The 23,539-nt window shown below is 34.7% G+C and carries 21 protein-coding genes; 10 read left to right on the top strand and 11 right to left on the bottom strand.

What is annotated here, in order from left to right:
- Nucleotides 1-3 precede the first annotated feature (3 nt).
- The 6 genes from proC (at nucleotide 4) to argH (ending at nucleotide 6,074) form a co-directional block, all read left to right on the top strand.
- Nucleotides 4-798, top strand: a complete 795-nt coding sequence (proC, locus tag WBG07_RS06850) for a pyrroline-5-carboxylate reductase (RefSeq protein ID WP_340199812.1) — start codon at nucleotides 4-6, stop codon at nucleotides 796-798.
- A gap of 2 nt (nucleotides 799-800) precedes the next feature.
- Nucleotides 801-1,928: an aspartate aminotransferase family protein gene (locus WBG07_RS06845; RefSeq protein WP_340199810.1), complete on the top strand. Its 1,128-nt coding sequence runs from the start codon at nucleotides 801-803 to the stop codon at nucleotides 1,926-1,928.
- Nucleotides 1,925-2,872 (top strand): N-acetylornithine carbamoyltransferase, encoded by a 948-nt coding sequence (locus tag WBG07_RS06840; protein WP_340199808.1) that lies wholly within the window; start codon nucleotides 1,925-1,927, stop codon nucleotides 2,870-2,872. Before WBG07_RS06845 ends, WBG07_RS06840 begins: the two co-directional genes overlap by 4 nt.
- Nucleotides 2,865-3,653 carry an acetylglutamate kinase gene (gene argB / locus WBG07_RS06835; protein WP_340199806.1) on the top strand — a complete coding sequence of 263 codons (789 nt, stop codon included), beginning with the start codon at nucleotides 2,865-2,867 and terminating at the stop codon, nucleotides 3,651-3,653. Before WBG07_RS06840 ends, argB begins: the two co-directional genes overlap by 8 nt.
- Nucleotides 3,650-4,720, top strand: a complete 1,071-nt coding sequence (locus WBG07_RS06830; protein WP_340199805.1) for a M20 family metallo-hydrolase — start codon at nucleotides 3,650-3,652, stop codon at nucleotides 4,718-4,720. The genes argB and WBG07_RS06830 overlap by 4 nt, the downstream gene beginning before the upstream one ends.
- Nucleotides 4,721-4,793: 73 nt before the next feature.
- Entirely contained in the window at nucleotides 4,794-6,074 is a 1,281-nt protein-coding gene (gene argH, locus WBG07_RS06825; protein WP_340199803.1) for an argininosuccinate lyase, read from the top strand.
- Nucleotides 6,075-6,501: 427 nt separating this feature from the next.
- Here argH and WBG07_RS06820 read toward each other — a convergent pair whose 3' ends face one another.
- Together WBG07_RS06820 and WBG07_RS06815 are read right to left on the bottom strand one after the other, a co-directional pair.
- Entirely contained in the window at nucleotides 6,502-7,752 is a 1,251-nt protein-coding gene (locus WBG07_RS06820; RefSeq protein ID WP_340199801.1) for an NHL repeat-containing protein, read from the bottom strand.
- A 75-nt stretch (nucleotides 7,753-7,827) separates the two neighbouring features.
- Nucleotides 7,828-8,949 carry a helix-turn-helix domain-containing protein gene (locus WBG07_RS06815; protein ID WP_340199800.1) on the bottom strand — a complete coding sequence of 374 codons (1,122 nt, stop codon included), beginning with the start codon at nucleotides 8,947-8,949 and terminating at the stop codon, nucleotides 7,828-7,830.
- A 351-nt stretch (nucleotides 8,950-9,300) separates the two neighbouring features.
- Between WBG07_RS06815 and WBG07_RS06810 the strand changes: the two genes are divergently transcribed.
- A complete protein-coding gene (locus WBG07_RS06810; protein WP_340199799.1) occupies nucleotides 9,301-10,917 on the top strand; it encodes a glutamate synthase-related protein in 1,617 nt (538 codons plus the stop codon).
- The gene (locus WBG07_RS06805) at nucleotides 10,917-11,657 is read left to right on the top strand and encodes a hypothetical protein (RefSeq protein WP_340199797.1); all 741 of its coding nucleotides are present in this window, start codon (nucleotides 10,917-10,919) and stop codon (nucleotides 11,655-11,657) included. Before WBG07_RS06810 ends, WBG07_RS06805 begins: the two co-directional genes overlap by 1 nt.
- A gap of 399 nt (nucleotides 11,658-12,056) precedes the next feature.
- Here WBG07_RS06805 and WBG07_RS06800 read toward each other — a convergent pair whose 3' ends face one another.
- The 5 genes from WBG07_RS06800 to WBG07_RS06780 form a co-directional block, all read right to left on the bottom strand.
- Nucleotides 12,057-12,899, bottom strand: a complete 843-nt coding sequence (locus tag WBG07_RS06800) for a pseudouridine synthase (RefSeq protein WP_340199796.1) — start codon at nucleotides 12,897-12,899, stop codon at nucleotides 12,057-12,059.
- Between the two features lie 60 nt (nucleotides 12,900-12,959).
- Nucleotides 12,960-13,913, bottom strand: coding sequence for a carbon-nitrogen hydrolase family protein (locus WBG07_RS06795; protein WP_340199795.1), 954 nt, complete (start codon nucleotides 13,911-13,913; stop codon nucleotides 12,960-12,962).
- A 1-nt stretch (nucleotide 13,914) separates the two neighbouring features.
- Nucleotides 13,915-14,820: a geranylgeranylglycerol-phosphate geranylgeranyltransferase gene (locus tag WBG07_RS06790; protein WP_340199794.1), complete on the bottom strand. Its 906-nt coding sequence runs from the start codon at nucleotides 14,818-14,820 to the stop codon at nucleotides 13,915-13,917.
- Between the two features lie 9 nt (nucleotides 14,821-14,829).
- Complete coding sequence (locus tag WBG07_RS06785; RefSeq protein ID WP_340199792.1) at nucleotides 14,830-15,768, bottom strand: mevalonate kinase family protein; 939 nt, start codon at nucleotides 15,766-15,768, stop codon at nucleotides 14,830-14,832.
- 101 nt (nucleotides 15,769-15,869) lie between these two features.
- Nucleotides 15,870-16,955 carry a diphosphomevalonate decarboxylase gene (locus WBG07_RS06780; protein ID WP_340199790.1) on the bottom strand — a complete coding sequence of 362 codons (1,086 nt, stop codon included), beginning with the start codon at nucleotides 16,953-16,955 and terminating at the stop codon, nucleotides 15,870-15,872.
- A 103-nt stretch (nucleotides 16,956-17,058) separates the two neighbouring features.
- On the opposite strand from WBG07_RS06780, the gene WBG07_RS06775 reads away from it, so the two are divergent.
- Both WBG07_RS06775 and WBG07_RS06770 read left to right on the top strand, forming a co-directional pair.
- Nucleotides 17,059-18,084, top strand: coding sequence for a hypothetical protein (locus tag WBG07_RS06775; RefSeq protein ID WP_340199788.1), 1,026 nt, complete (start codon nucleotides 17,059-17,061; stop codon nucleotides 18,082-18,084).
- Nucleotides 18,060-18,533: a TspO/MBR family protein gene (locus WBG07_RS06770; protein WP_340199787.1), complete on the top strand. Its 474-nt coding sequence runs from the start codon at nucleotides 18,060-18,062 to the stop codon at nucleotides 18,531-18,533. The genes WBG07_RS06775 and WBG07_RS06770 overlap by 25 nt, the downstream gene beginning before the upstream one ends.
- Before the next feature lie 11 nt (nucleotides 18,534-18,544).
- On the opposite strand, the gene WBG07_RS06765 is transcribed toward WBG07_RS06770, so the two are convergent.
- The 4 genes from WBG07_RS06765 to WBG07_RS06750 form a co-directional block, all read right to left on the bottom strand.
- Nucleotides 18,545-19,801, bottom strand: a complete 1,257-nt coding sequence (locus tag WBG07_RS06765; protein WP_340199785.1) for a BaiN/RdsA family NAD(P)/FAD-dependent oxidoreductase — start codon at nucleotides 19,799-19,801, stop codon at nucleotides 18,545-18,547.
- Nucleotides 19,801-20,826 carry an adenosine deaminase gene (locus WBG07_RS06760; RefSeq protein WP_340199783.1) on the bottom strand — a complete coding sequence of 342 codons (1,026 nt, stop codon included), beginning with the start codon at nucleotides 20,824-20,826 and terminating at the stop codon, nucleotides 19,801-19,803. The genes WBG07_RS06765 and WBG07_RS06760 overlap by 1 nt, the downstream gene beginning before the upstream one ends.
- Before the next feature lie 2 nt (nucleotides 20,827-20,828).
- Entirely contained in the window at nucleotides 20,829-21,515 is a 687-nt protein-coding gene (locus WBG07_RS06755; RefSeq protein ID WP_340199781.1) for a glycerophosphodiester phosphodiesterase, read from the bottom strand.
- Between the two features lie 133 nt (nucleotides 21,516-21,648).
- Nucleotides 21,649-23,538 carry an alpha-amylase family glycosyl hydrolase gene (locus WBG07_RS06750; protein ID WP_340199779.1) on the bottom strand — a complete coding sequence of 630 codons (1,890 nt, stop codon included), beginning with the start codon at nucleotides 23,536-23,538 and terminating at the stop codon, nucleotides 21,649-21,651.
- Nucleotide 23,539: the final 1 nt, after the last annotated feature.

Here is a 23,539-nt window from a genome sequence, read left to right as displayed (position 1 = left end):
TACATGAAAATAGCAATTATAGGCGCAGGAAATTTGGGTTTAGCCATAGCCAAAGGACTCATATTCAATAACGCCATTACAACACTCTATCTAACCAGAAGAAATACCAATAGCATTGCCGAATGGGAAAAATACAATGGAGTACGTGTTACTTCAGATAACAAGGTAGCAGTTGAAAATTCGGATATTTTAATTTTTGGCGTTCAACCACGTCATTTTGATAACATTTTGGGTGAGATAAAAGACCTGCTTACAGAAAAACATGTAATCATATCAACTATTACAGGTTTTCCTATTTCAAGAATCGAATCTGTAATAGGAACAGAACAATACATTATTAGAAGTATGCCAAACACGGCTATTGCGGTGGGGAAATCAATGACTTGTATCTGCAGTAATCAAATGGGCAAAAAACGAACCGATATTGCCAAAGCAATTTTTAACAGATTAGGCACCACCATGGAAATTCCAGAAGAACAGATGCGTGCAGCTACGGTTATTTGTGCCAGTGGTATTGCTTTTTGGATGCGATTGGTACGTGCTACTACACAAGCTGCTATCCAATTGGGGTTTGATGCAGATGAAGCACACACCTTGGCAATAAATACTTGTTTGGGAGCCTCTAGTCTACTGGTTGAATCTGGAAGGCATCCGGAAGAAGAAATTGACAGAGTTACCACCCCCGGAGGTTGCACTATTGAAGGCTTAAACGAAATGGAGCACCAAGGGCTTAGTTCCTCCTTAATAAAAGGCATTGTAGCTTCATATGATAAAATAAGTCAAATCGCTAAAAGTTAGGTATGGAATTATTTGATGTATATCCATTATACGATATTACTCCGGTTAAAGGAGAGGGCATGTATGTTTATGATGATAAAGGCACCCAATATTTAGATCTTTATGGAGGCCATGCGGTAATCTCTATTGGTCACTCCCATCCATTCTACGTAAATAGTGTGAGTGATCAATTAAAGAAATTGGGATTTTATAGTAATGCTATAAAAAATCCATTACAGATTAAATTAGCAGAAAAACTTGGAAAGTTATCTGAATGTGACGATTACCAGCTTTTTTTATGTAATTCTGGAGCAGAGGCCAATGAAAATGCTTTAAAAGTAGCTTCGTTTGTAACCAATCGTTCCAAAGTAATTGCATTTAGAAATGGTTTTCATGGCAGAACATCTGCAGCGGTAGCTACTACTGATAATCTTGCAATCAATGCTCCCATCAATCTACAACAGGAAGTAACCTTTCTCCCTCTCGGGGACATAGAAGCTCTGGAAACCGAATTGGCAAAACAAGATGTATGTGCTGTTATTATTGAGTATATACAAGGAGTTGGCGGATTAGATGAAGCCCACAAAGATTTTTATGAAGAAATGAACTGTCTTTGTCATAAGTATGGTACACTTTTAATAGCCGATGAAGTTCAAGCAGGGTTTGGAAGGACAGGTAATTTTTTTGCCTTCCAAAAATATGCAGTGATCCCAGATATTATTTCAATGGCGAAAGGCATGGGTAATGGTTTTCCGGTGGGAGGTATTTTGATTCATCCAAACATCAAAGCAACATACGGAATGTTAGGTACCACCTTTGGCGGTAATCATCTGGCATGTGTTGCTTCTTTAGCGGTTTTGGAAGTACTAGAGAAAGACAAACTAATGGAGAATGCCCTACAAATAGAAACCTACTTTAGAGAGAAAGCCAAAGAAATTGGTGCTGTAAAAAATATTAAAGGAAGAGGTTTAATGCTGGGGTTAGAATTTGATTTTGAGGTTGCAGAACTTCGAAAGAAACTCATTTATGAACATCATATCTTTACCGGAAGCGCCAAGAACAAGTACGTATTGCGTATTCTTCCTCCTCTTTGTATTACAACCAAACATTTAGATACATTTTTTGAAGCCTTAAAAACTGCATTAGGATGAAAGACTATTTGAATATTCAGTCCATAGACCATTTACCCAAATGGTTGAAAGAAGTACAGGAGCTAAAAGCAGCCCCATATGCTTTTGAAAATTTGGGAAAGCATAAAACCTTAGGTATGCTTTTCTTTAATCCTAGTTTACGTACCCGCTTAAGCACTCAGAAAGCAGCTAAAATGTTAGGAATGGAAATACTTTCCATGAATGTTTCTAGTGAAACATGGGCATTAGAATTTGAAGATGGCACCGTGATGAATGGTGGTAAGGCAGAACATGTTAAAGAAGCTGCGGGGGTGCTATCTCAATACTGTGACATTATAGCTATTCGCGCATTTGCAAGCCTTACAGATAAGCATAAAGATGAATCTGAACTCATGCTCAAAAGCTTTCAAAAGTATGCCTCTGTGCCCATAGTAAATATGGAAAGTGCCATAGCCCATCCACTGCAAGCCTTAGCAGATGCAATTACTATTCAAGAGCATCAAAAAATTGAAAAACCCAAAGTTGTACTTACATGGGCGCCACACCCAAAGGCATTACCACATGCAGTAGCTAATTCTTTTGTACAGATGATGCAAAAAATGAATGTTGATTTTGTTGTCACACATCCTAAAGGATATGAACTCAATCCCGCATTGACTCAAAATAGTCTAATTGAATACGATCAAGATAAAGCCTTTAAAGGAGCAGACTTTATATATGCCAAAAACTGGAGTTCTTATCATCAATATGGAAAAGTACTGGAGCAAGACTCAAAATGGATGGTAACTGCTAAAAAGATGGAACTCACCAATAAGGCTCATTTTATGCACTGTCTGCCAGTAAGAAGAAATATAATCGTATCAGACGCTGTTCTAGACAGCAATACATCATTGGTATTGCAACAAGCAAATAACAGAACGTATGCCGCCATGACTGTTCTTAAAAAAATACTGGAAAATGGATAAGCAAACAATTAAGATTGTAAAAATTGGAGGGAATATTATTTCAGATGAAAAAAAGCTGCAAGCTTTTCTTCAAGATTTTGCATCCATTGAAGGATTAAAAATACTGGTACACGGTGGTGGTAAAATCGCTACTGAATTAGCAAAAAGATTGGGTGTTGAAGCTAAAATGATAAATGGAAGACGTATTACAGATGAAAAAAACCTTGAAATAATTACCATGGTTTATGGTGGGTTTGTCAATAAAAATATGGTGGCTAATCTTCAAAAATATGGTTGCAATGCACTAGGACTTTCTGGAGCTGATGCCAATATAATTCAAGCGCATAAGCGTATTGTTAAAGATATAGATTATGGTTTTGCAGGCGATATTGACAGCGTAAATGATTTGGCCTTGAAAACACTTCTACAGGCAAATATCACGCCGGTAATATGCCCAATTACTCATAACCAAAAAGGACAATTATTAAACACCAATGCAGATACAATGGCTGCAGAAATAGCTATTGCTCTTAGCAAACATTACGAAACACAATTATTTTATTGTTTTGAGAAAAATGGAGTATTAAGAGATCTCAATGATGAAAATTCTGTAATTGAAATGATTGATAAAGAAATATATACCTGTCTTCTGGAAGATGGAATAATAGCGGATGGTATGTTACCAAAGCTTCAAAATTGTTTCCATGCATTAGAGAACAAAGTACAAACTGTTTTTCTTGGAAATGAAAAAATGATCACTAAAAAAAATCCAATTGCTACTAAACTAAGTTTACAATTATGAATCAGGAAACACTCACTAAGCACGCATTAGACCTCCTGCATCAATTGATTAATACACAATCATTTTCATCAGAAGAAGATCAAACAGCGGCGATCATAGAAAAATGGTTTCAGCATTATAATATTCCCTTTAAAAGAGCTGGGCATAATATTTATGCGTTTAACAAACACTATAATGATTCTAAACCTATTCTACTACTCAATTCCCATCACGATACCGTAAAACCGAATAAAGCTTATACCAAAGATCCGTTTCAGGCACATATTGAAAATGGAAAACTCTATGGGTTAGGAAGTAATGATGCTGGTGGATGTCTGGTATCATTAATTGCGCTATTTACTTATTATTATGAAAAAGAAGGGCTCAATTATAATCTTGTAATTGTAGCTTCGGCAGAAGAAGAAAGTTCTGGACCTAACGGACTCAATAGTGTACTACCTTTGCTTCCTGAAATTGATGTAGCTATTGTTGGTGAACCTACTTTAATGAATCTTGCCATCGCAGAAAAAGGCCTTGTAGTTTTTGATGCCATTGTTTCAGGTACTCCAAGTCATGCGGCTCATCCTAATAACAACAATAGTATTTATAATACAATTGAGGTATTGCAATGGTTTAAAGATTATACCTTTCAAAAAATCTCGCCTGTACTTGGTGAGGTGAAAATGACGGTTACTCAGATAAGTGCTGGAAGTCAGCATAATGTAGTACCAGCTCAAACGAGTTTAGTTGTTGATGTTCGGGTAAACGATCAATATAGCAATACTGAAATAGCAGAAATTTTGAGTAAAGAATCACCATGCAGTGAGATAAAAGCACGGTCTTTACGTCTAAATTCATCGTCAATTCCAGAAAATCATCCACTAGTCTTAGCGGGGAAAAAATTAGGAAGAAGCACCTATGGTTCTCCTACCTTATCAGATCAGGCAGTCTTAAGCTGTCCCTCTTTAAAACTAGGGCCGGGCGATTCAACACGTTCACATACAGCAGATGAATATATTTATGTAAAAGAGATTGAAGAAGGAATTGACATCTATATTAAACTACTGGAACAAGTTTTAATTACATAAGAATAACCTAAAGGAGAACTCTTAATTGTAATATTACAAAACAGCTAGTTAAAAATAATTAAACGATACCATTATGAAACTCTGGGATAAAGGCATACCAACCAATGAAAAAATAGATCAATTTACGGTAGGTAACGATAGGGAACTTGATTTGCTTCTTGCCAAATATGATGTGATTGCATCTATTGCACATGCCAACATGTTGGCTAAAGTAGGGCTTATTTCTATAGATGAAGGAAAAGCATTGGTGCATGAGTTAAAAGAAATAGGAAAAAGTATTAAAAAGGGTTCATTTACCATTGAAACCGATTTTGAAGATATGCATTCCAAAATTGAGTTTCTGCTCATTCAAAAACTAGGAGATACTGGGAAAAAAATACATTCTGCCCGCTCCAGAAATGATCAGGTGCTGGTTGCCATGCATTTATACCTGAAAAATGAGATTCAGGAAATAAAAGATTTGGTGAAATCACTCTTTGACCTATTAATTGAATTGGCAGATAAGCACAAAACCGTTTTATTACCTGGTTATACCCATTTACAGATTGCAATGCCCTCTTCCTTTGGCTTATGGTTTTCTGCTTATGCAGAAAGTTTAGTTGATGACGTATACCTGCTTAATGCGGCTTATAAAATAGCAGACCAGAATCCTTTAGGAAGTGCTGCAGGATATGGAAGTTCTTTCCCAATAGATCGTGAATTCACTACTGCTGAAATGAATTTTGACACGCTGAAGTACAATGTAGTGGCTGCACAAATGAGCAGGGGTAAAGTAGAAAAAACTACTGCTTTTGGAATGAGTAGTGTTGCCGCTACCCTATCTAAGCTTGCAATGGACATTTGTTTGTATATGAGTCAGAATTTTAATTTTATTTCTTTTCCTGATGCATTAACTACAGGTTCTAGCATTATGCCCCACAAAAAGAATCCTGATGTCTTTGAGCTCATTCGAGCCAAATGCAATAAAATACAAGCCATTCCGGCACAACTTATTGCTGTTACCAATAATTTACCAAGTGGTTACCATCGAGATTTACAATTGGTAAAAGAAATTATTGTACCTGCAATTCAAGAACTTAAATCTTGTCTTGAAATACTTGCTTTTAGTTTAAAAGAAATAAAAGTCAACCAAGAAATTCTGGAAGATCCTAAGTACGACTATCTTTTTAGTGTAGATACCTTAAATGAGTTGGTACTTCAAGGGATGCCTTTTAGAGAGGCATATAAAAAGATGGGAGCTGAAATACAATCAGGCATCTTTAAGCCTAAAAGAGATATTAAACACACTCATTTGGGCAGTTTGGGGAATTTAGGACTACAAGGTATTAAGACAAAAATGTCTAAGGCACTTTGACTTACATAAATAAGGAGTGGATAGATTCTGATTAATTATCTATCCACAATTTGAATAAATCCACTAGCTTTTAAGATTCGCATTGAATCTTGCAAACGTACGGCCTAACAGATGTTATACCATAGCCCGGACAGGTGTCTTGTCTTAAACTTCCTCCTTTAATATTATGAACATTAACATCTAAACTAGATATTACCTTCTTCTTTAAACTCAAATTTTTAAGGTTTCTTTTTTTCATGGTACGATTAGCTTTAACTGACTCATCCGAAAATACAATAAATTGTAGTTTTAATCTTACATTTTATGCAATTTTTAACTCTAAAATTTAAACAAACATCATATACTTTAATCAACCTAGATCTAGTTCAAAAATTCAGCTAAATACATTTTTTATAGCTTTAATCTAAAAAAAAGGTCCTAAATAAAACTAATTTTCCCTTTCCAAAATGATTTTTCTTAGTGTACCACTTCCTTGTGTTACATATACATATTTCCCATCAGGAGTCACTTCAATACCATTTGGTTGTGAAAAAGTTGCTTTATCTGCAGTACCATCTAGTTCACTGAATGCACCAGTACCTATTGTTGCTGCTACAACACCCTCTAACGAAACCTTGTATACTTTGTTCTCAATATATCCCGTAACATAAAAATAACCATCTGCATAAGATAAATGCCCTATGGATGCTGGTGTATCTGCAATCTCTTTTATAGAACTATCTGAACCTATTTCAAAAATCTTTCCGTCATTAAAGCTAGAGACATATAATTTATCTTGCTCTTGAACATAAGTGATACCAACAGGTCCATTAAAAAGTGTACTTGTAGTATATTCTTCTACTAATCCTGCTGTTATTTTAAAAAGTTTAGTACTAGAATAGAAACAATTAAACAAATTACCGTTTGCATCAAAAGTAAGTCCACCGCCTCCTACGAGCCTAGTATCTACAACAAAATCAGTGGCTTCACCTTCTGGTGTAATTTTTTTTATTACCGTACTTGTAAAACTAGATGTATAGATGTTTCCCTCATCATCTAAAGTGATCCCTACACCAAAATTCATTTTATTATTTAAAACAGAGCTTTCACCATCTTTGGTTACTTTATATAATAAATCTTGATTAATTCCTCCCCCATTAACATATAATGTACCTTCACTATCAATCACAATATCTTCCATGGCAAAAAAAGATCCGCTCAACTTAGGAGTTGTTACAGCTATTTCATTAACCAACATAAGTTCTGCTACAGGTGATAATTCGGGTGAAGCTTCACTATCCTTCAAAATCCCAAGTATGTAAACATAATAGTTTATATCTTCATTAACCAAGTTTCCTTCAATATCAGAAAGATTTTTTGATAGCATTTCCTGATTTGATTCTGAAATTGTAAGAACACCATAATTTGGATTTGTAACTTGAATTGCCTCCTCAATAGAAATTGTAGTCTTACTGACTAGCAGTCTGAGTTCTTTTATTAAAGAAACATCACTGGCAATTGAGTAATTTATATAAACATCAGCTCCATTACCTAGATTCTCTCTATCTAAAGCCTCAAAGGAAACAAAACTGATTGAATCTGACGGTTCTTTATCTCCATCATCCATACTAGAACAACCTAAAATAAAGATTAAAAGGCCCCATAATAAAAAATACTTTTTGTAAGTTTTTAAATACATAATTTTTAGATTTTAGTTTACAGCAATACTAAAATCTTTTAAACTAACCGTAGTCTCAATATAAGAAGTTGAGACCTATTTTAACTGTTTTAAATACTCACTTGGCGACATTCCTGTATTCTTTTTAAAAATGCGATTAAACGTAGCTTTGCTATTAAAACCAACATCAAAAGCAATTGCTAATAAAGTAAGGCGTTTATTATCGCCTGAAGCAACTCTATTCTTAAATTCTTCTACTCTGTATTGATTTACAAATTCAAAAAAATTCACCTTTAGTTCTGTATTAATTAGCGTAGACAAGACATGTGATGATGTATTCATTAAACCTGCAAGGTCATGCAACTTTAAATCTGGATTTAAGTAAGGCTTTGAATCTTGCATGAACTTCTTTAAATTATAGATAACCAAACCATTTGACTCATTTGTTTTTTTTGACCCATTATTTGGTGTTATACTAAAAATAAGTCGCTCTGGTTGATTGAGAGCAATTATACTAAGAAATAATATGATCACTGAATTTAGTAAATGATTATAGACCTCATAACGTGCAATGGTCATCTTAAAAAAGAAGGAGTATAAATGCCCTAACATAAATAAGATAGTATATCCCAAATATAAATAACCAATCCATTTAAACTTATTAAGGTATAATAAATTGCCACTTGAAGACCAGTTCTTTTGTTGTTTTATCTTATTTTTTAAAATATACAAAGAAGCAATAGCGTACAATACCATCACAATCCTACTTAAAACTACCTTAGGATGAACAGCCATATTCAATAGCTGATCACTATAAAAGAAATATTCTGCTGCCTTAATCTTATATTCAGGAGCAAGAATTAAGAATTTACGATGCTCAAACAAGAAATATAAATACCAAACAAAATGAAGTACATCGTAAAGTCTAAATTTTCTTTTAGGATTGAGAAGAGACAAGACATACAAATAAAAAAAAGGTCCTATCAATAAAGCAGCAGGATAGACAACAAATATTAAATGTGGAAACTTAACATAATACCCACTTGCGATTATGAAATTGTTGGATAACAGTAAAGAAAGCACAACACTAAGCGCTAACAAATACCGATTTGCTATGTGATGTAACTTTTTAAAAAAAACTAAACTAAACGTTAGAATAACACCTTGCAGGCTTCCAACTCCTAAAACAGTGGCAAACAAAAGATCAAATTGGCCCATTTAAATTATTTGGATTTATACAAAGGTGATATAACCATTGTAACAATAATTAAAGTCTCAACCGTTATTAATAACTTTCCTAAATATCTATGACAAAGACGAGAATTGAAAGAAAATACTGAATTCCTACAATTGAATGAATAATGTTAAAAAATTTGTTAGAACGCAATTGTAATTCCTTAGTGTAAACTTTAAACGAATTCAAAAAGAGTCTAAAAAACCAGATGTTGTTTGGGTTCATAACTTATCTTTTATTCAGAGTAGTGTGATATTTTCATAAAGAATTTGTAATTTTTACGATGCTATTACGTCAAAATTTTTAAACCCAATAAGTTAACCAAAACCAACCAAATGACTTCTAACAAAGTTGAAATTGCTAAAATTTCAAATCTTACTCTTAAACAACCTTCTTATGCCTTAGTCAACAACACCGATCTCGTAATTATAAAACACGAAGCAGGAATTTCTGTTCTTTATGGCAGATGTCACCACAGGGGAGCTTTACTTGCAGATGGCCATATTGATGGACAAAATCTAATCTGTGGGGTTCATGGGTGGGATTATAGATATGATACTGGAATTAGCGAATACAATAATGACGAACAACTTTATAAGTTTAAAGAATTTATAGAAGGTGATTCCTTATTGGTAGATGAAAATGAGATAGCAGATTTTGAAAAGGTACACCCACAGCCTTTTAACAGAGAAGATTATTTGGGTACCTACGCAGATACGCATCCAGAAGAAACTGAACCCTTTACTGGTTATATTAAAGAATTAGCCAAAAACGGACTCAAAAACGTAGGGCATCATGGGTTTTCTGCCTCCATGGGGGTAGATAGGAATACATTACCCAAATGGAATGATATTCAATTTTTACCTGCTCAATTAGCAAGCAGACCTCTACTGGATCATGAAGAAGTTACTACCAAAGTCATTATTGGTCCAAAAGCTAAAAAACCATTAGAATTAGACATTCCTTTATTTGTTTCAGACATGAGTTTTGGAGCTTTATCTAGGGAAGCAAAAATTGCTTTATCTAAAGGAGCAGAAATGGCAGGAACAGGAATCTGTTCTGGCGAAGGTGGTATGCTTCCGGAAGAACAACAAAACAACTCAAAGTACTTTTACGAGCTGGCATCGGCACAGTTTGGCTTTTCATGGGATAAATTAGATAATGTTCAGGCTTTTCATTTTAAAGCTGGTCAAGGTGCCAAAACAGGAACTGGGGGTCATTTACCGGGTAACAAGGTAAGTGCAGAAATTGCAGAGGTGAGAGGTTTGAAAGAAGGTGAGACCGCTATTTCACCTGCAGCAAACCCTAATTTTAATAGTGTACAAGATTTTAAAGACTTTGCAGATAAGGTAAGAGAACGAACAGGTGGAATTCCAATAGGATTCAAAATTGCAGCAAGTCATATTGAAAACGACATTCAGTTTGCACTAGATGTAGGAGTAGACTACATTATTCTGGATGGCCGTGGTGGCGGAACTGGTTCGGCGCCCACCATATTGCGAGATCATATTAACGTACCTACTATCCCAGCTTTGGCAAGAGCTAGAAAATATTTAGATAAAACAGGCGCAACAGATGTTACACTAGTCATTACAGGTGGCTTACGGGTTGCAGAAGACTTCTCAAAAGCATTAATGCTAGGTGCAGATGCTATTGCAGTATCCAACTCAGCTTTACAAGCAATAGGATGCCTAGGCATGCGTGCCTGTGGCTCTAATAACTGTCCGGTAGGTATTGCTACTCAAAAAGAATCTTTACGGAATAGGCTTATTGTTGATGCCTCAGCCAAGCAGCTTTACAACTTCTTTGATGCAACCAATAACCTCATCAAAGTGGTTTCAAGGGCTTGTGGCTATGACGATATTTCAAAATTCAATCTTCAGGATCTTTCCACTTTTGATCAGAACATTCATAAATTAACAGGTATTCGTTATGCCGGAATCTCTATATAATGGTAAAAGTATTTCATATAACATCTCAATATTTAGCAACCACTGCCATTAGTTTCTTGACCTCTAAAGATGATGATAGCCACACCAACTTTGGTTGGAAGAATAAGGCACTACATACCCATCCACTGAATCATAATAATGCGATACTTTCTTTAGACTATGAATCATTTTCTCTGATTTTAAAAGACGATCTTGGCTATAAAAACTCAGTACTCCTTGATGGAAAATCTCATGAAGAAGTGATTTATTGGATTCAAAAATCAACAAAAGAAGCTGGTCTTACTAAGCCTTATAAATACAAGCTACATTATGAGCTTCCTTATGAAAATATTACTGAGGATACCATTTTCCTAAAGCCTCCTCGTAAAGAAACTGAGCAATTAATTACACAACGAGATCTGGTTCAGGAAGCACTTGAAAAGGTATTGCAAAGTAACAATCAGAATATTCCCATTCGCATTTGGCCGCATCACTTTGATTCTGCCGTGTATTTCCAGTATAGTAATGAGATTGGTATTGGTTTAGGAATGGCACTTCCTGATTCTATAATTGATGATTTTTATTTGTATGTAAGTGGCTATAAAGGACACAATCCTATTGACTTACCCATATCAATTAAAATTAAGAAAGGAAAGTATTATCATGAAGATTGGAAAGGAATTGCAATGGCAATTTCTGGTATTACATCAGAAGAAGCCACCACATTTTATCAAGAAGCAATCAAACACTATATATACTAATGTGATTCACATATTTATTATAAATCAAATCTAAAGGAGTTCGATATAACCTCCATAAAATATAATCTCGAAAATTTTACACCATTTTAATCTAACAATCTTATTTTTAGATTATTACTTTCATTTTCTTTGCTCGCACAGGGGCGAATGTAAAGAAAACAGCTAGCAGTTGTTTTTAGTGAAGCAGTTAGGCGGCGCGGGGAAAACAAAAGAATCCCGAAGCAAGTAGGGAGCGCTTTTAGTTCATATTATTTCTATTTTCCGTTAAGGAATTCATGAACCTTTGATTACCAGAGGTATTTTTAGCGGAAAAGAAGAAAACTATAGAAAAAGTAGTTCTTTTTACATTGAACTCAGGTTAAATAAGAATTAAAATGTATAATCAAGAAATTTCCACAACTAGATCATTCCAAGATTAATTATCTCTTGTTTACTCAATTTACGCCAATTTCCTCTTGGGAGATCTTTTTTGGTGAGACCTCCATAAACAACGCGATCTAACCTTACTATTTCGTAACCAAGTTTTTCAAGCACCCCTCTTATTAATCCGCTATATCCACCTTCAATTCTAATTCCAATTTCTTTTCTAGGTGCGCCATCAATAAAACTAATGTCTTCAATAGCAACAGGACCTTCTTCCAACACCACTCCTTCTAGCATCTTTTTAAGGTCATCATTTGCAAAATTTTTATTGAGTTCTGCATGAAAGATCATCCTTACCTTTTTTGCTGGATTGGTAAGTTTACGAGTAAGTTCAGCGTCATTTGTAAAAAGTAATAATCCAGAAGTAGCACGTTCTAAACGGTCTACAGGAGCTATTTTTACTTCTGTAGCGTTCGCTATTAGATCTGCTACGGTACGACTTCCTTTCTCATTTTTCATAGCTGTAAAAAAACCTTTGGGCTTGTTGAGAAGGATATACTCTTTTCTATCTGGATTAATCAATCTACCATCAAAACGTACTTTGTCTGTTCGCTTTACTTTGTAGCCTAATTCGTCCACAACTTTTCCATTCACAGTCACATTACCTGATGCTATATAAATATCGGCCTCTCTTCTTGAACAAATTCCAGAATTAGAGATGTACTTATTAAGTCTAATTTCGTCAGAAACTTTAGAGGAAGGAACGCCAGTATGCTTTTTGGAAAATGGTGCATTTCCTCTTGCATAACTTTTCTTTCGTGCATTACCTCCCTGTCTTCCTGATGGCTTTCTATCTCCTGACTTATCTGATCTACTCATTAAAATAATTTGTACAAAGATAACTTATCTTCTAACATAAAACCTAAAATCATGGTTGGCTTAATGGTCATTAAAAGAAACAACGCTTTGTCTTTCTCTGTTTACTGAGAGATGTGTTACATCTGGTCTTGAGTAATGACCTGAAGGATCAAAATTCTGGCGTTCTTCATAAATTCTTTTAAAATCAATTGTTTTAAGGATAACACCTTCCCTATTTAAAACGGGAGATATAATCCATTCTCCGTCTGGACCGGCAATACAAGAGCCTCCATTAGCCAAGATTTCAGGTGATCTCTTTTTCAACAAATCAAGATGAGGTGTTGCTTCGGGAAAATCAGTGATGCGCATCAAACTGGAAACTGAAATCACATAACTTCTAGACTCTCTAGCAATAAAACGGGTGATATCTCTTGTATTAAAATCACTTCCTGGCCATACCGCTACATGCAAATTTTCACCTTGTGCATACATTGCTGTTCTTGGCAAAGGCATCCAGTTTTCCCAACAGTTTAGACCCCCGACAGTAAATTTCTTTAATTTGTGTACTCTTAATCCGTTACCGTCACCTGGCGCCCAGGTAAGTCTTTCTTCGTAAGTGGGTTGTAATTTTCTATGTACAGATTGCATTACTCCATGTTGATCAATATAAACCAAAGAACAATACAAGCTATGCCCACCTCTATTGTGAGCTCTTTCTATAACTCCCAGATATACGGCTACTTTTAACTGTCTTGCTAAGTTACATACCTCATCTAAATCACCCTCTTCAATCACCACCGCATTTCTAGCATAATGGGCATGAAGTTCTTTCTGTATCTTAGAGTTAAACTTAGCGCCCTCTGTAATAGAAATCCAAAAAGGATACCCTGGTAATAGTGCTTCTCCAAAAACAACTAATTCTGCCTTGTTATTAGCAGCCTCAGTTATCGCATCTTTTATTTTTAGAAGTGTCTCCGTTTTCTGTAACCAAACCGGAGCAATTTGTGCCATCCCAATTGTTAATGAAGTTGTCATATTATAAAATTCTATTAAGTACTAACTGAATGTCTATTAATAAAATACTAAAGACTCCAGATACGATGATTATTTTTAAAATATTGTGAAGAATAATATAATCAATGCGTTGTTTAGATTTCACTAGCAATAGTAAAAAAATACCTAGTAAGATTCCAGAAGCATAAAAATAATAGCCCATATATCCTATTTCAAAAAAACGTATTAAAAGATAGGTAGGAATAAAAGTAAGAGCTACTAGCGCGGTAATTAATAATTTGGAAATTCCTTCTCCGTATATTACTGGTATTGTTTGATATCCGTGAACTAAATCTCCCTTTAGGTTTTCAAGATCTTTAATTAATTCCCTTGTAGATATAAGTAAAAACAGAAACGTAGCGTGCACAAAAATAACCGTTTCAAAGTTTTTATAATAAATAAAAACTGCAAAAAACGGAGCAATTGCTAACAACGCTGAGGTAAGATTTCCTAAAAAAGGGAGCTTTTTTAGCTTATGCGAATACAGCCAGATCAAGAAGATATAAGCAGAGAAAAAAAGTACGGCTCTGAAAGAAACATAACTTGCAAAAATCACCGAAAGGAAGTTCAAGACAAAATATCCAGACAATTTTGTATTCTGACTCACTAACCTGTCCAACATAGATTTTGCAGGTTTATTGATTAAATCTTTTTCGGCATCATAAAAGCTATTTATAATATAACCAGAGGCAATAGCAAGAGCGGAGGCTGCTACTATTGCAAATAAATCTAAGTCAAAAACCACCTCATTTACAGGTAAATCTGAAGATAAAATATAAATAGATGCTAAGTACTGTGCAATGACTATTACCAATACATTATAACCGCGAATTACCGAGAATAGGCTCAGAAACTTTAAAACGATAAGCTTGTTTCTGCGACTGAGCATTAGTGGCTATTAGAAGTTATAGACTACCTCTAGCTTATGGCCTTCTAGGGCTTCTTTTGCTTTATCAATATCTTGCGTAAACCCAAGAATATAACCTCCTCCACCAGAACCACAAAGTTTCAGGTAATAATCATTGGTCTCAATTCCCTTTTCCCAAAGCTTGTGAAATTGAGAGGGAATCATGGGTTTGAAATTATCAAAAACAACGTTAGAGAGTTTTTTAAGATTTCCAAATAAATTTTTAAAATCACCTGTTAGAAAATCGTCTACGCAGGCATCCGTGTGTTTTACAAACTGATTTTTAATCATTTTACGAAAACCATCCTGTTTCATATTCTCCATGAAAATCTGAACCATAGGTGCTGTTTCTCCGGTAGTACCGCTATCTAACAAAAAGACTGCTCCTTTACCTTCATTATTTTGAGAAGGTATGCCCGTTGCTTCTATATTGTTTTTAGAATTTATGAGAATTGGAATACTTAAATAACTATTTAAAGGATCTAATCCTGAAGATGTACCATGAAAAAATGATTCCATAGCCCCAAAAATTGATTTCAATTTAAGTAGTTTTTCACGGGTCAGGTTTTCAAGTACAGTAATTTTATCTTGTGCGTATTTATCATAAATAGCTGCAACCAATGCTCCGCTACTGCCTACACCATATCCTTGTGGAATACTACTATCAAAGTACATGCCTGCATCTACATCCTTGCGAAGTGTCTCCAAATCAAAAGAAACCAAACCTGGTTGATCTAATTCAAGATTATGAAGATAATCAACAAACTTAGAAAGGCTCCTATTAGAATCTATTGCCTGCTCACTTTCATTTCCATCTAGCTTTAGAGCACCGTTGTAAAAATTATAAGGGATAGATAAACCTTTGGAATCTTTTATGATACCATATTCCCCGAAGAGAAGTATCTTGGAATAAAATAATGGTCCTTTCATAAGTTTTGGGTTGTTATAGAGACTAGATTAAATACCATTTGTATTCAACGATCTATTCTATAAACAATTAAATATACATAATTACTAATCCTTGTGCAATCTTATTCTTTTGTTAGTAAAGTTGCTCCTTGACCAACGCGATCACAAATATAGTGTCCGTTTTGACAATAAGCAACTAACTCATTCTTAATAAATTCGTAAATTTTCACATAATCTGTTTCTGGATACAGTACATGTACATTGGCACCCGCATCTAAAGTAAAGCAAACCGGAAGTCCTGTTTTTTTACGAAATTCCCATATTTTTTCAATTATTTGCATAGTAGCAGGTTTCATGAGAATGAAATAAGGCATGCTGGTCATCATCATAGCATGTAAACTTAAAGCCTCACTTTCTACTATTGCCATAAAAGATGCTAAGTCTCCTGATTTTAGTACCGATTTTAATTTAAATAAGTTATCATTGGCTTGTTTAAATCTGGAGGCTGCGAATGGATGATTGTGCATTAAATCATGCCCTACTGTGCTGCTTACTTTTTTCTCCCCTTTATCTACTAAAAGTATGGTGTCGTGGTAATTCTTAAACACCGGATGTATTTCAAAAGGATAGGTACTCGCAAAATCATTAGAAGAATCTGGAAGCATTTCATGCAAGCCCCAAGTTACTAATCCGCCTTCTATACTTCTACTTGCACTCCCCGAACCCAAACGTGCTAGAAAAGATGCTTTTTGTTTAAAATAAGAATCAGACATCTCAGGTAGCATTTTCTTTTCTATACTCATCAAGCATAAAGCCAGCGCACTCATTCCACTTGCTGAAGAAGCAATACCGCTACTATGTGGAAAAGAATTAGATGTTTCAATCACGAAATGAAAATCTCTTACAAAAGGCATAAATTTTTCAATTCGTTCTAAAAATTTAGTGATTTTTGGTTTAAAGTCTTCTCTGTTTTTTCCTTCAAATAGCAATTCAAAATCAAACGGTTCTGTAGTTTTCTTTCTTTTTGAAAATGAAAGTTTGGTCTTAGTGGCACAGGCATCTAAAGTGAAGCTAATTGAAGGATTAGCAGGAATCTGAACAGGTTTTTTACCCCAGTATTTTACTAAGGCGATGTTGCTAGGTGATTTCCATGTAAAACTACCACTAATGTTGGTTGAGGAAGGATTGTATTTTGAGGTGAAATCCATAATTAAATCTCTGAGAAAAAAATTTTGACAAATATACAAGATTCTCAACGCCATTTTTGTAACAAAAAAACATTCTTTGAGACCTATATGAAAAGCTTGTTTTATGACTCAAAAAACTATGTTCTTGGAAAGTGTTAAAGTAGTAGCTACCCCTATTTTATTAGTTATATTTTTGGTGGTCCTGTCTAGAATTGCACTCATACAAGAATCATCATATTTAGGCTATGCAATTCTCACAGATCTTACAATCACCATTCCATTTATTTATTTTTTATTCATTAGAAAACGAAACATCCCAAACCTAAGCACAATTACGTTTGCTATTATAGGTTTATTTTTAGCGGGATGGATTTTGCCCCAAAACTTTCATCCCTTTATTAAACAATTAAAACATATAGTGATTCCTATTGTTGAACTCACCGTATTTTCACTACTACTTTTTAAAATATATCAATTCAGAAAGTTACTTTCTAGCCAACCTCAACGCTATCCAGATGCAATGCAGGTACTTAGAGAAAGTGTAGCTAACACATTTTCAAACAAATATGTAGCAGGAGCTTTGACCACAGAATTAAGTGTTTTCTACTATGGCTTTCTAAGTTGGAAGAAAGTTAAACCTACAAACTATCTATTTACTAGCTATAATAATGGGAGTATCTCTCTTTTTTGTGCGTTAATTTTAGTTGCCATAGCAGAAACTTTAGGGTTTCATTTTTTCTTAATAAAATGGAATGCAATAATTGCGTGGATATTTACTGGCTCAAGTATCTATTTAATTTTACAATTATTTGCTCATATCAAAGCAATTTTACAACGGCCTATTAGTATTGAAGATGGTACTCTTATCATACGTTATGGGATTTTTATGGAAACTTCTATCCCTCTTGAAAGTATTGAATCTATCCAAAAAAACACCGCTTCTTTTTTAAAAATAGATGGGATTGAAAAAATAGGTTTATTAGGAGATACGGAATCCCATAATCTTTTAGTCACTTTAAAAAACAAAGAAACTTTGTTAAAGCCATACGGTACTAGGAAATTGTTTAAAAAGTTATATTTTTACGTTGATGAGCCCGATAAACTCATTGGAATAATCAACGAAGTATGTCCAAAAAAATTACTAAAATAATCCTATCTGTAGTAGTTTGCCTGCTAATTGGTTTTTTATCAGGATTTGCTACTCAAAGTTCTGTTGGCGACTGGTATGTAACTCTTAACAAACCATCATTTAATCCACCAAACTGGTTATTTGCTCCTGTATGGACTGTTCTCTATATTATGATGGGAGTAGCAGCAGGAATTGTATGGATTAGAGGTTTTTATCACATCTGGGTAAAGACTGCTTTGTACCATTTTGGATTTCAACTTTTATTCAATGCACTTTGGAGTATCGTTTTTTTCGGATTTAAAGAACCTTTATGGGCTTTGGGGGTGATTCTAGTTTTATTAGTTCTTATTCTACTTACTATAAAATGGTTTAAGGTGGTAAGTAAAACTGCTGCCTATCTAATGATACCTTATTTACTTTGGGTTTGTTTTGCTACATTACTAAATTTCAAGATTTGGCAGTTGAATTAAATAGCATGCATTTAACCCGCTTCCGCAATTGATTTTGCTACAATAAATGCTCCTGTCCAGGCATTTTGAAAATTAAACCCTCCTGTTACCGCATCAATATTTAATACCTCTCCGGCAAAATAAAGATTTGATACTTTTTTACTGCTATACGTTCTAAAATCAATCTCATTTAAAGCAACACCACCTGCCGTAACAAATTCTTCTTTGAAGGTACTTTTCCCTCGAATCTCAAAAACTCCCTGTGTAAGCTCAACAGCTAAATTTTGAAGATTTTTATTAGACAGATCTGCCCATCTCTTTTCCGAGTTAATATGACAAAATTGAACAAGTGACACCCATAATCTTTTAGGGAGCTGAAAAGGTTTAGAAGTCTGAATCATTTTTTTAGAATCATTTCTACGCAATTTTTCTAATAATGAAATGCATTCTTCATAACCGATATCATACAGCCAGTTTACCTTAACTGAAAACTCATAATTAGAAGCTGCTAATGCTCGGGCACCCCATGCAGAAAGCTTTAAGACTGCAGGTCCGCTCATTCCCCAATGAGTAATTAACAAGGGGCCTTCAGTTTCTAGTATTTGCGGGGAATTTTGTTTTGCTTTATCCTTTATTTCAACTTTAATAGTTGCGTTTGTGCTTACCCCTGCCAAACCTTTAATCCTGTGATCTTGGCAATTAAATGTAAACAAAGAAGGAACTGGCGGAATGATCTTATGACCAAGATTACTCAGTAGGTTCCATATTTTAGGATTGCTTCCGGTACACAAAATCAGTTTATCGCAGCTTAGTTTTGTGTGGGTACTATCTATTTGCCATTGGCCTTCTTTAAATTTAAAATCTTTCACAGCACATCCCTTAAATATTTTGATTCCTAGTTTACTTGCTTCTTCCAAAAAACAATTAATAATGGTTTCTGATGAATCTGTTACCGGAAACATCCTCCCATCCTCTTCAATTTTAAGATTAACCCCTCTTTTTTCAAAAAAGTCTATAGTATCACCTGTACAAAAAGTATGAAACGGACCTTTAAGTTCTTTTTCTCCTCTTGGATAATTTTTAACGAGCTCATCTGGCACAAATTCGGCATGGGTTACATTGCAACGACCCCCACCTGAAATACGCACTTTACTCAATACCTCTTTTCCTCTTTCTAAAATAACAATCTTATAATCTGGCCTTTGCGTTGCCAGATTAATTGCCGTAAAAAACCCGGCTGCACCACCACCAATAATTACTACATCAAAGTTGGTATTATGCTTCACCATTAGAAAGTGTGATTTTTAACCCAGTTGTGTAGTTCAGTAATTTTTGTGGCTTTCAAATCATCACTTAATAAAGAATATTGAAAAGAATTTTCAGCAAGCGTAATTAAGTCGTTTCTAGATAATTTTAGCGCTTTCTGAACTGCTTTATAATTAGCATTTAGATACCCTCCAAAATAAGCCGGATCATCTGAATTCACAGTCACAACTATACCTGCGTCCATAAGTCTTTTTAGGGGGTGATTTCCCATCTCATCTACTACTTTAAGAGCCGTATTAGACAAAGGACAAATAGTAAGGGCTATCTTTTCATCAGCAAGCCTTTTCATTAATAGTTGATCTTCAAGGCAGTTATTACCATGGTCAACCCTCTTTATTTTAAGTACGTCTAAAGCTTCCCAAATATAGGCAGCTGAACCTTCTTCTCCAGCGTGTGCCAAAGGCACATAACCTTCTTTACAAGACGCCTCAAAAACTTTTGTGAATTTAGCGGGTGGATTGTCTTTTTCTGAAGAATCTAGCCCTATCGCTTTGATAAGCGATTTATATGGCAAAGACTCTTTAAGTGTCACAAAAGCATCTTCTTCTGTTAGATGCCTTAAGTAGCTCATGATGAGTTCTGTACTAATGCCCCATCTGCTTTTAGCTTCTTCCCTTGCCTTCTGAATACCTTTTATAACTGTATCAAAAGGAATGTCTCTATGCGTGTGGGTTTGAGGGTCAAACATTATCTCTGCATGTGTAATATGTTCTTCATGGCATTTTTGAAGATACGCCATGGTAAGCTCATAGAAATCTATTTCATTTTGGAGTACACCAGCTCCAGCGTAATAGATGTCCAGAAAATCTTGAAGGCAGGTAAACTTATAAGCTTTTTTTACTTCTTCTACATTTTTATAAGGTATGGATGCCTGATTTCTTTGTGCTATTTTAAACATTAACTCAGGCTCAAAACTACCTTCAATATGAAGATGTAGCTCTGCTTTTGGCATGCCCTCAATGAAATCGAAAAAATGGGTGTCTGACATTCTTAGTTGTTTAATGCCCTGTCTGGGAAGTTTGTAAAAATCCCATCTACTGCTATTTCTTTCATTTTTTTAATATCAACTTCTTCATTTACAGTCCAGGGATATACCTTATATCCTTTATTATGAATTTGATTTACCGTTTCTGCATCAATATTTTTATAATAAGGGTTAATAGCAACCGCTTTTAGTTCTTCTGCCACCGCAAGAGCCTTCAAAGGATCATCTTCAGTCAATACTGCTATAGCCATTTGCTGATCTAGGCTTCTAAAATCTCTTAATTCATCCCATTCAAAACTGGAAATAATAAAATCTTCTTTATTCCAACCTTTTTTATCCATATAATAGCTTACTATATGTTGAACTTTGCCTGCAGTTTTTTTTCCTTTGAGTTCTATATTAAGTTTACACTTGCCATCTATCAATTTTAACACCTCTTGTAGTAACGGAATTTGATGTCCTCCAATGAGCTGAAGATTTTTCACTTCAATTATATTCATCTCTTCAATACTACCCGTTCCATTGGTTAACCGGTCTACCGTATCATCATGAAAAACAACAATTTCACCGCTTTTGATCCTAAAAACATCAATTTCAATTGCATCAACTTCAAAATCTAAAGCTTTCTGTATGGATGCCAATGTATTTTCGGTTTCATAACCCATGGCACCTCTGTGTCCAATGACTATCATTTCATTTTTCATTTTTGTACAACTGGATAAACACGTAATAATAAATATAAAACTTAACCAATAGTTATAAATTTTCATAGCCTACAAATTTATAAGTAACTTTTTAAAAAATACAATTCATATAAGCTTCAGCCTACTCTAATTTCAATATAAAGGATGCTAAAGGTGCTATATCTATTCTAGCTACTCCCTTACCCTTTAAAATATGCAGCGTTGTCTCGTAGCTCTCAAATAATTGGTCTTTTAGTTGGTAGGTTCCATCTTTCAATTCCCATTTTGAGATAACTGATTCTGGTATTTGTAATTCAAACCCAAAAGTATCTGAAGGATGAAAATTAGATACAATGACCAACTTCTCATCTTCAGACCATCTAGTAAAAGAATACACATGGTGATTATACCATTCTGTATGTTGCCTGTTATAGGAATGAATTTCTTCATAGGCTCCCATTAAGGCTTTGCTATGAATAGTAAAGTTAAGCAGCCGCTTATAAAAATCTCTTAAATCTTTTTCTTCCTTTGAAAGTTGACCCCCGTCAAACTTTTTATTGTTTACCCATCGCTGTAAATGCGGAACTCCTATATAATCAAAGATGGAAGTACGGGTTGGAGCACCAAAACCAGCATTCTCTGCACCAGGCTCTCCTACTTCCTGCCCAAAATAAATCATAGTTGGAGAGGTACTTAGAGTAGCAGAAACTACCATTGCGGGACGTGCTTTATTTGCTTCTCCTGCAAAATCCGGACTTGCAATGCGTTGTTCATCATGGTTTTCTAAAAAATGAAGCATATGATGTTCTATATCTGAAAGTCCATGTTGAATACCCGAAATATAATCGGTCATACTTTTTCCTTGCATAATATGTTTAATGGTATCATATAATTCTACTTTATCATAGAGATAATCCATTTTCCCAAAATGAATATAATCTCTGTAAAGTGATGGGTTATATACTTCTGCTAACAAAAAAGCATCTGGATTTTTCATCTTGATAGAAGAATTCATGTAGCTCCAAAATTCTACAGGAACCATCTCGGCCATATCAAACCGGAAACCATCTACTCCCATAGCGGTCCAATAGAGTGCTATATCTCGGAATTTAGTCCAAGAATCTGGTACATTCTTCTCTTCCCAGAATTCATAATGTGATTTGTAATCCTTAGTACCAAAATCTTCTGGTAAAGAATCAAAGTCTTTTGATCCATCTGGCTTAATTCCATAATTTATTTTAACCGTTTCATACCAGTCATTAATATCTGGTTGAGAAGCTCTGGATCCATTTCCAGTCCATTTTGCAGGTTTTTCTACAAACGTATCATCTGCCAAGATCTGATTTTCTCCTCCCAATGGTAAATATCCATTCTTCCATTCCGGCACTTTGAAGGATTCTCCAGGGTTGTAATAGAAATTATTATCTCTTGCATATACCACAGTTGTATCATCATTTGCACCAAAATCAACAATACCCTCCGGATTAGTTTTTCCTTCATAATTTCTGGCAACATGATTAGGTACAATATCAATAATTACTTTTAATCCGTTTTTATGAGATCTTTTTAACAACGCTTTAAACTCTTCTAAGCGTTTCGTAGGATTATCTGCAAGATCAGGATTCACATTGTAGTAATCTTTCACTGCATAAGGGGAGCCTGCGCGCCCCTTTACCACATCTGGATCATCATTAGTAATCCCTATACTTGTATAATCATTAATAACTGCGTGATGAGGAATTCCGGTATACCAAATATGTGTAACTCCCAAGTCTTTAATCTCTTTTAGTGCTTTGTCTGTAAAGTCACTAAACTTACCTACACCATTTTCTTTAAGGGTACCCCAAGCCTTATTGGTGGTGTTAGTATTGCCAAATAGTCTTGTAAACACTTGATAAACTACTTCTTTATGCGCTTTCCCGATAGGGCGGGTTTCATTGGTCATGGGTTTTATTTCTTTTTCTTTTTTATTGATATTACAGCTAACTACTAAAACCGATATCAAAAAAAAACTTGTTAATAATTTATTCATT

Origin of the sequence: Ascidiimonas meishanensis, assembly GCF_037782385.1 — a bacterium.
GTDB lineage: Bacteria > Bacteroidota > Bacteroidia > Flavobacteriales > Flavobacteriaceae > Ascidiimonas > Ascidiimonas meishanensis.
This window is presented reverse-complemented; position numbering and strand designations above follow the sequence as displayed.

Bases quoted from the DNA above. Each gene is read 5' to 3' on its own strand.
- proC (WP_340199812.1), top strand. From the start codon at position 4: ATGAAAATAGCAATTATAGGCGCAGGAAATTTGGGTTTAGCCATAGCC.
- WBG07_RS06845 (WP_340199810.1), top strand. From the start codon at position 801: ATGGAATTATTTGATGTATATCCATTATACGATATTACTCCGGTTAAA.
- WBG07_RS06840 (WP_340199808.1), top strand. From the start codon at position 1,925: ATGAAAGACTATTTGAATATTCAGTCCATAGACCATTTACCCAAATGG.
- argB (WP_340199806.1), top strand. From the start codon at position 2,865: ATGGATAAGCAAACAATTAAGATTGTAAAAATTGGAGGGAATATTATT.
- WBG07_RS06830 (WP_340199805.1), top strand. From the start codon at position 3,650: ATGAATCAGGAAACACTCACTAAGCACGCATTAGACCTCCTGCATCAA.
- argH (WP_340199803.1), top strand. From the start codon at position 4,794: ATGAAACTCTGGGATAAAGGCATACCAACCAATGAAAAAATAGATCAA.
- WBG07_RS06820 (WP_340199801.1), bottom strand. From the start codon at position 7,752: ATGTATTTAAAAACTTACAAAAAGTATTTTTTATTATGGGGCCTTTTA.
- WBG07_RS06815 (WP_340199800.1), bottom strand. From the start codon at position 8,949: ATGGGCCAATTTGATCTTTTGTTTGCCACTGTTTTAGGAGTTGGAAGC.
- WBG07_RS06810 (WP_340199799.1), top strand. From the start codon at position 9,301: ATGACTTCTAACAAAGTTGAAATTGCTAAAATTTCAAATCTTACTCTT.
- WBG07_RS06805 (WP_340199797.1), top strand. From the start codon at position 10,917: ATGGTAAAAGTATTTCATATAACATCTCAATATTTAGCAACCACTGCC.
- WBG07_RS06800 (WP_340199796.1), bottom strand. From the start codon at position 12,899: ATGAGTAGATCAGATAAGTCAGGAGATAGAAAGCCATCAGGAAGACAG.
- WBG07_RS06795 (WP_340199795.1), bottom strand. From the start codon at position 13,913: ATGACAACTTCATTAACAATTGGGATGGCACAAATTGCTCCGGTTTGG.
- WBG07_RS06790 (WP_340199794.1), bottom strand. From the start codon at position 14,820: ATGCTCAGTCGCAGAAACAAGCTTATCGTTTTAAAGTTTCTGAGCCTA.
- WBG07_RS06785 (WP_340199792.1), bottom strand. From the start codon at position 15,768: ATGAAAGGACCATTATTTTATTCCAAGATACTTCTCTTCGGGGAATAT.
- WBG07_RS06780 (WP_340199790.1), bottom strand. From the start codon at position 16,955: ATGGATTTCACCTCAAAATACAATCCTTCCTCAACCAACATTAGTGGT.
- WBG07_RS06775 (WP_340199788.1), top strand. From the start codon at position 17,059: ATGACTCAAAAAACTATGTTCTTGGAAAGTGTTAAAGTAGTAGCTACC.
- WBG07_RS06770 (WP_340199787.1), top strand. From the start codon at position 18,060: ATGTCCAAAAAAATTACTAAAATAATCCTATCTGTAGTAGTTTGCCTG.
- WBG07_RS06765 (WP_340199785.1), bottom strand. From the start codon at position 19,801: ATGGTGAAGCATAATACCAACTTTGATGTAGTAATTATTGGTGGTGGT.
- WBG07_RS06760 (WP_340199783.1), bottom strand. From the start codon at position 20,826: ATGTCAGACACCCATTTTTTCGATTTCATTGAGGGCATGCCAAAAGCA.
- WBG07_RS06755 (WP_340199781.1), bottom strand. From the start codon at position 21,515: ATGATAGTCATTGGACACAGAGGTGCCATGGGTTATGAAACCGAAAAT.
- WBG07_RS06750 (WP_340199779.1), bottom strand. From the start codon at position 23,538: ATGAATAAATTATTAACAAGTTTTTTTTTGATATCGGTTTTAGTAGTT.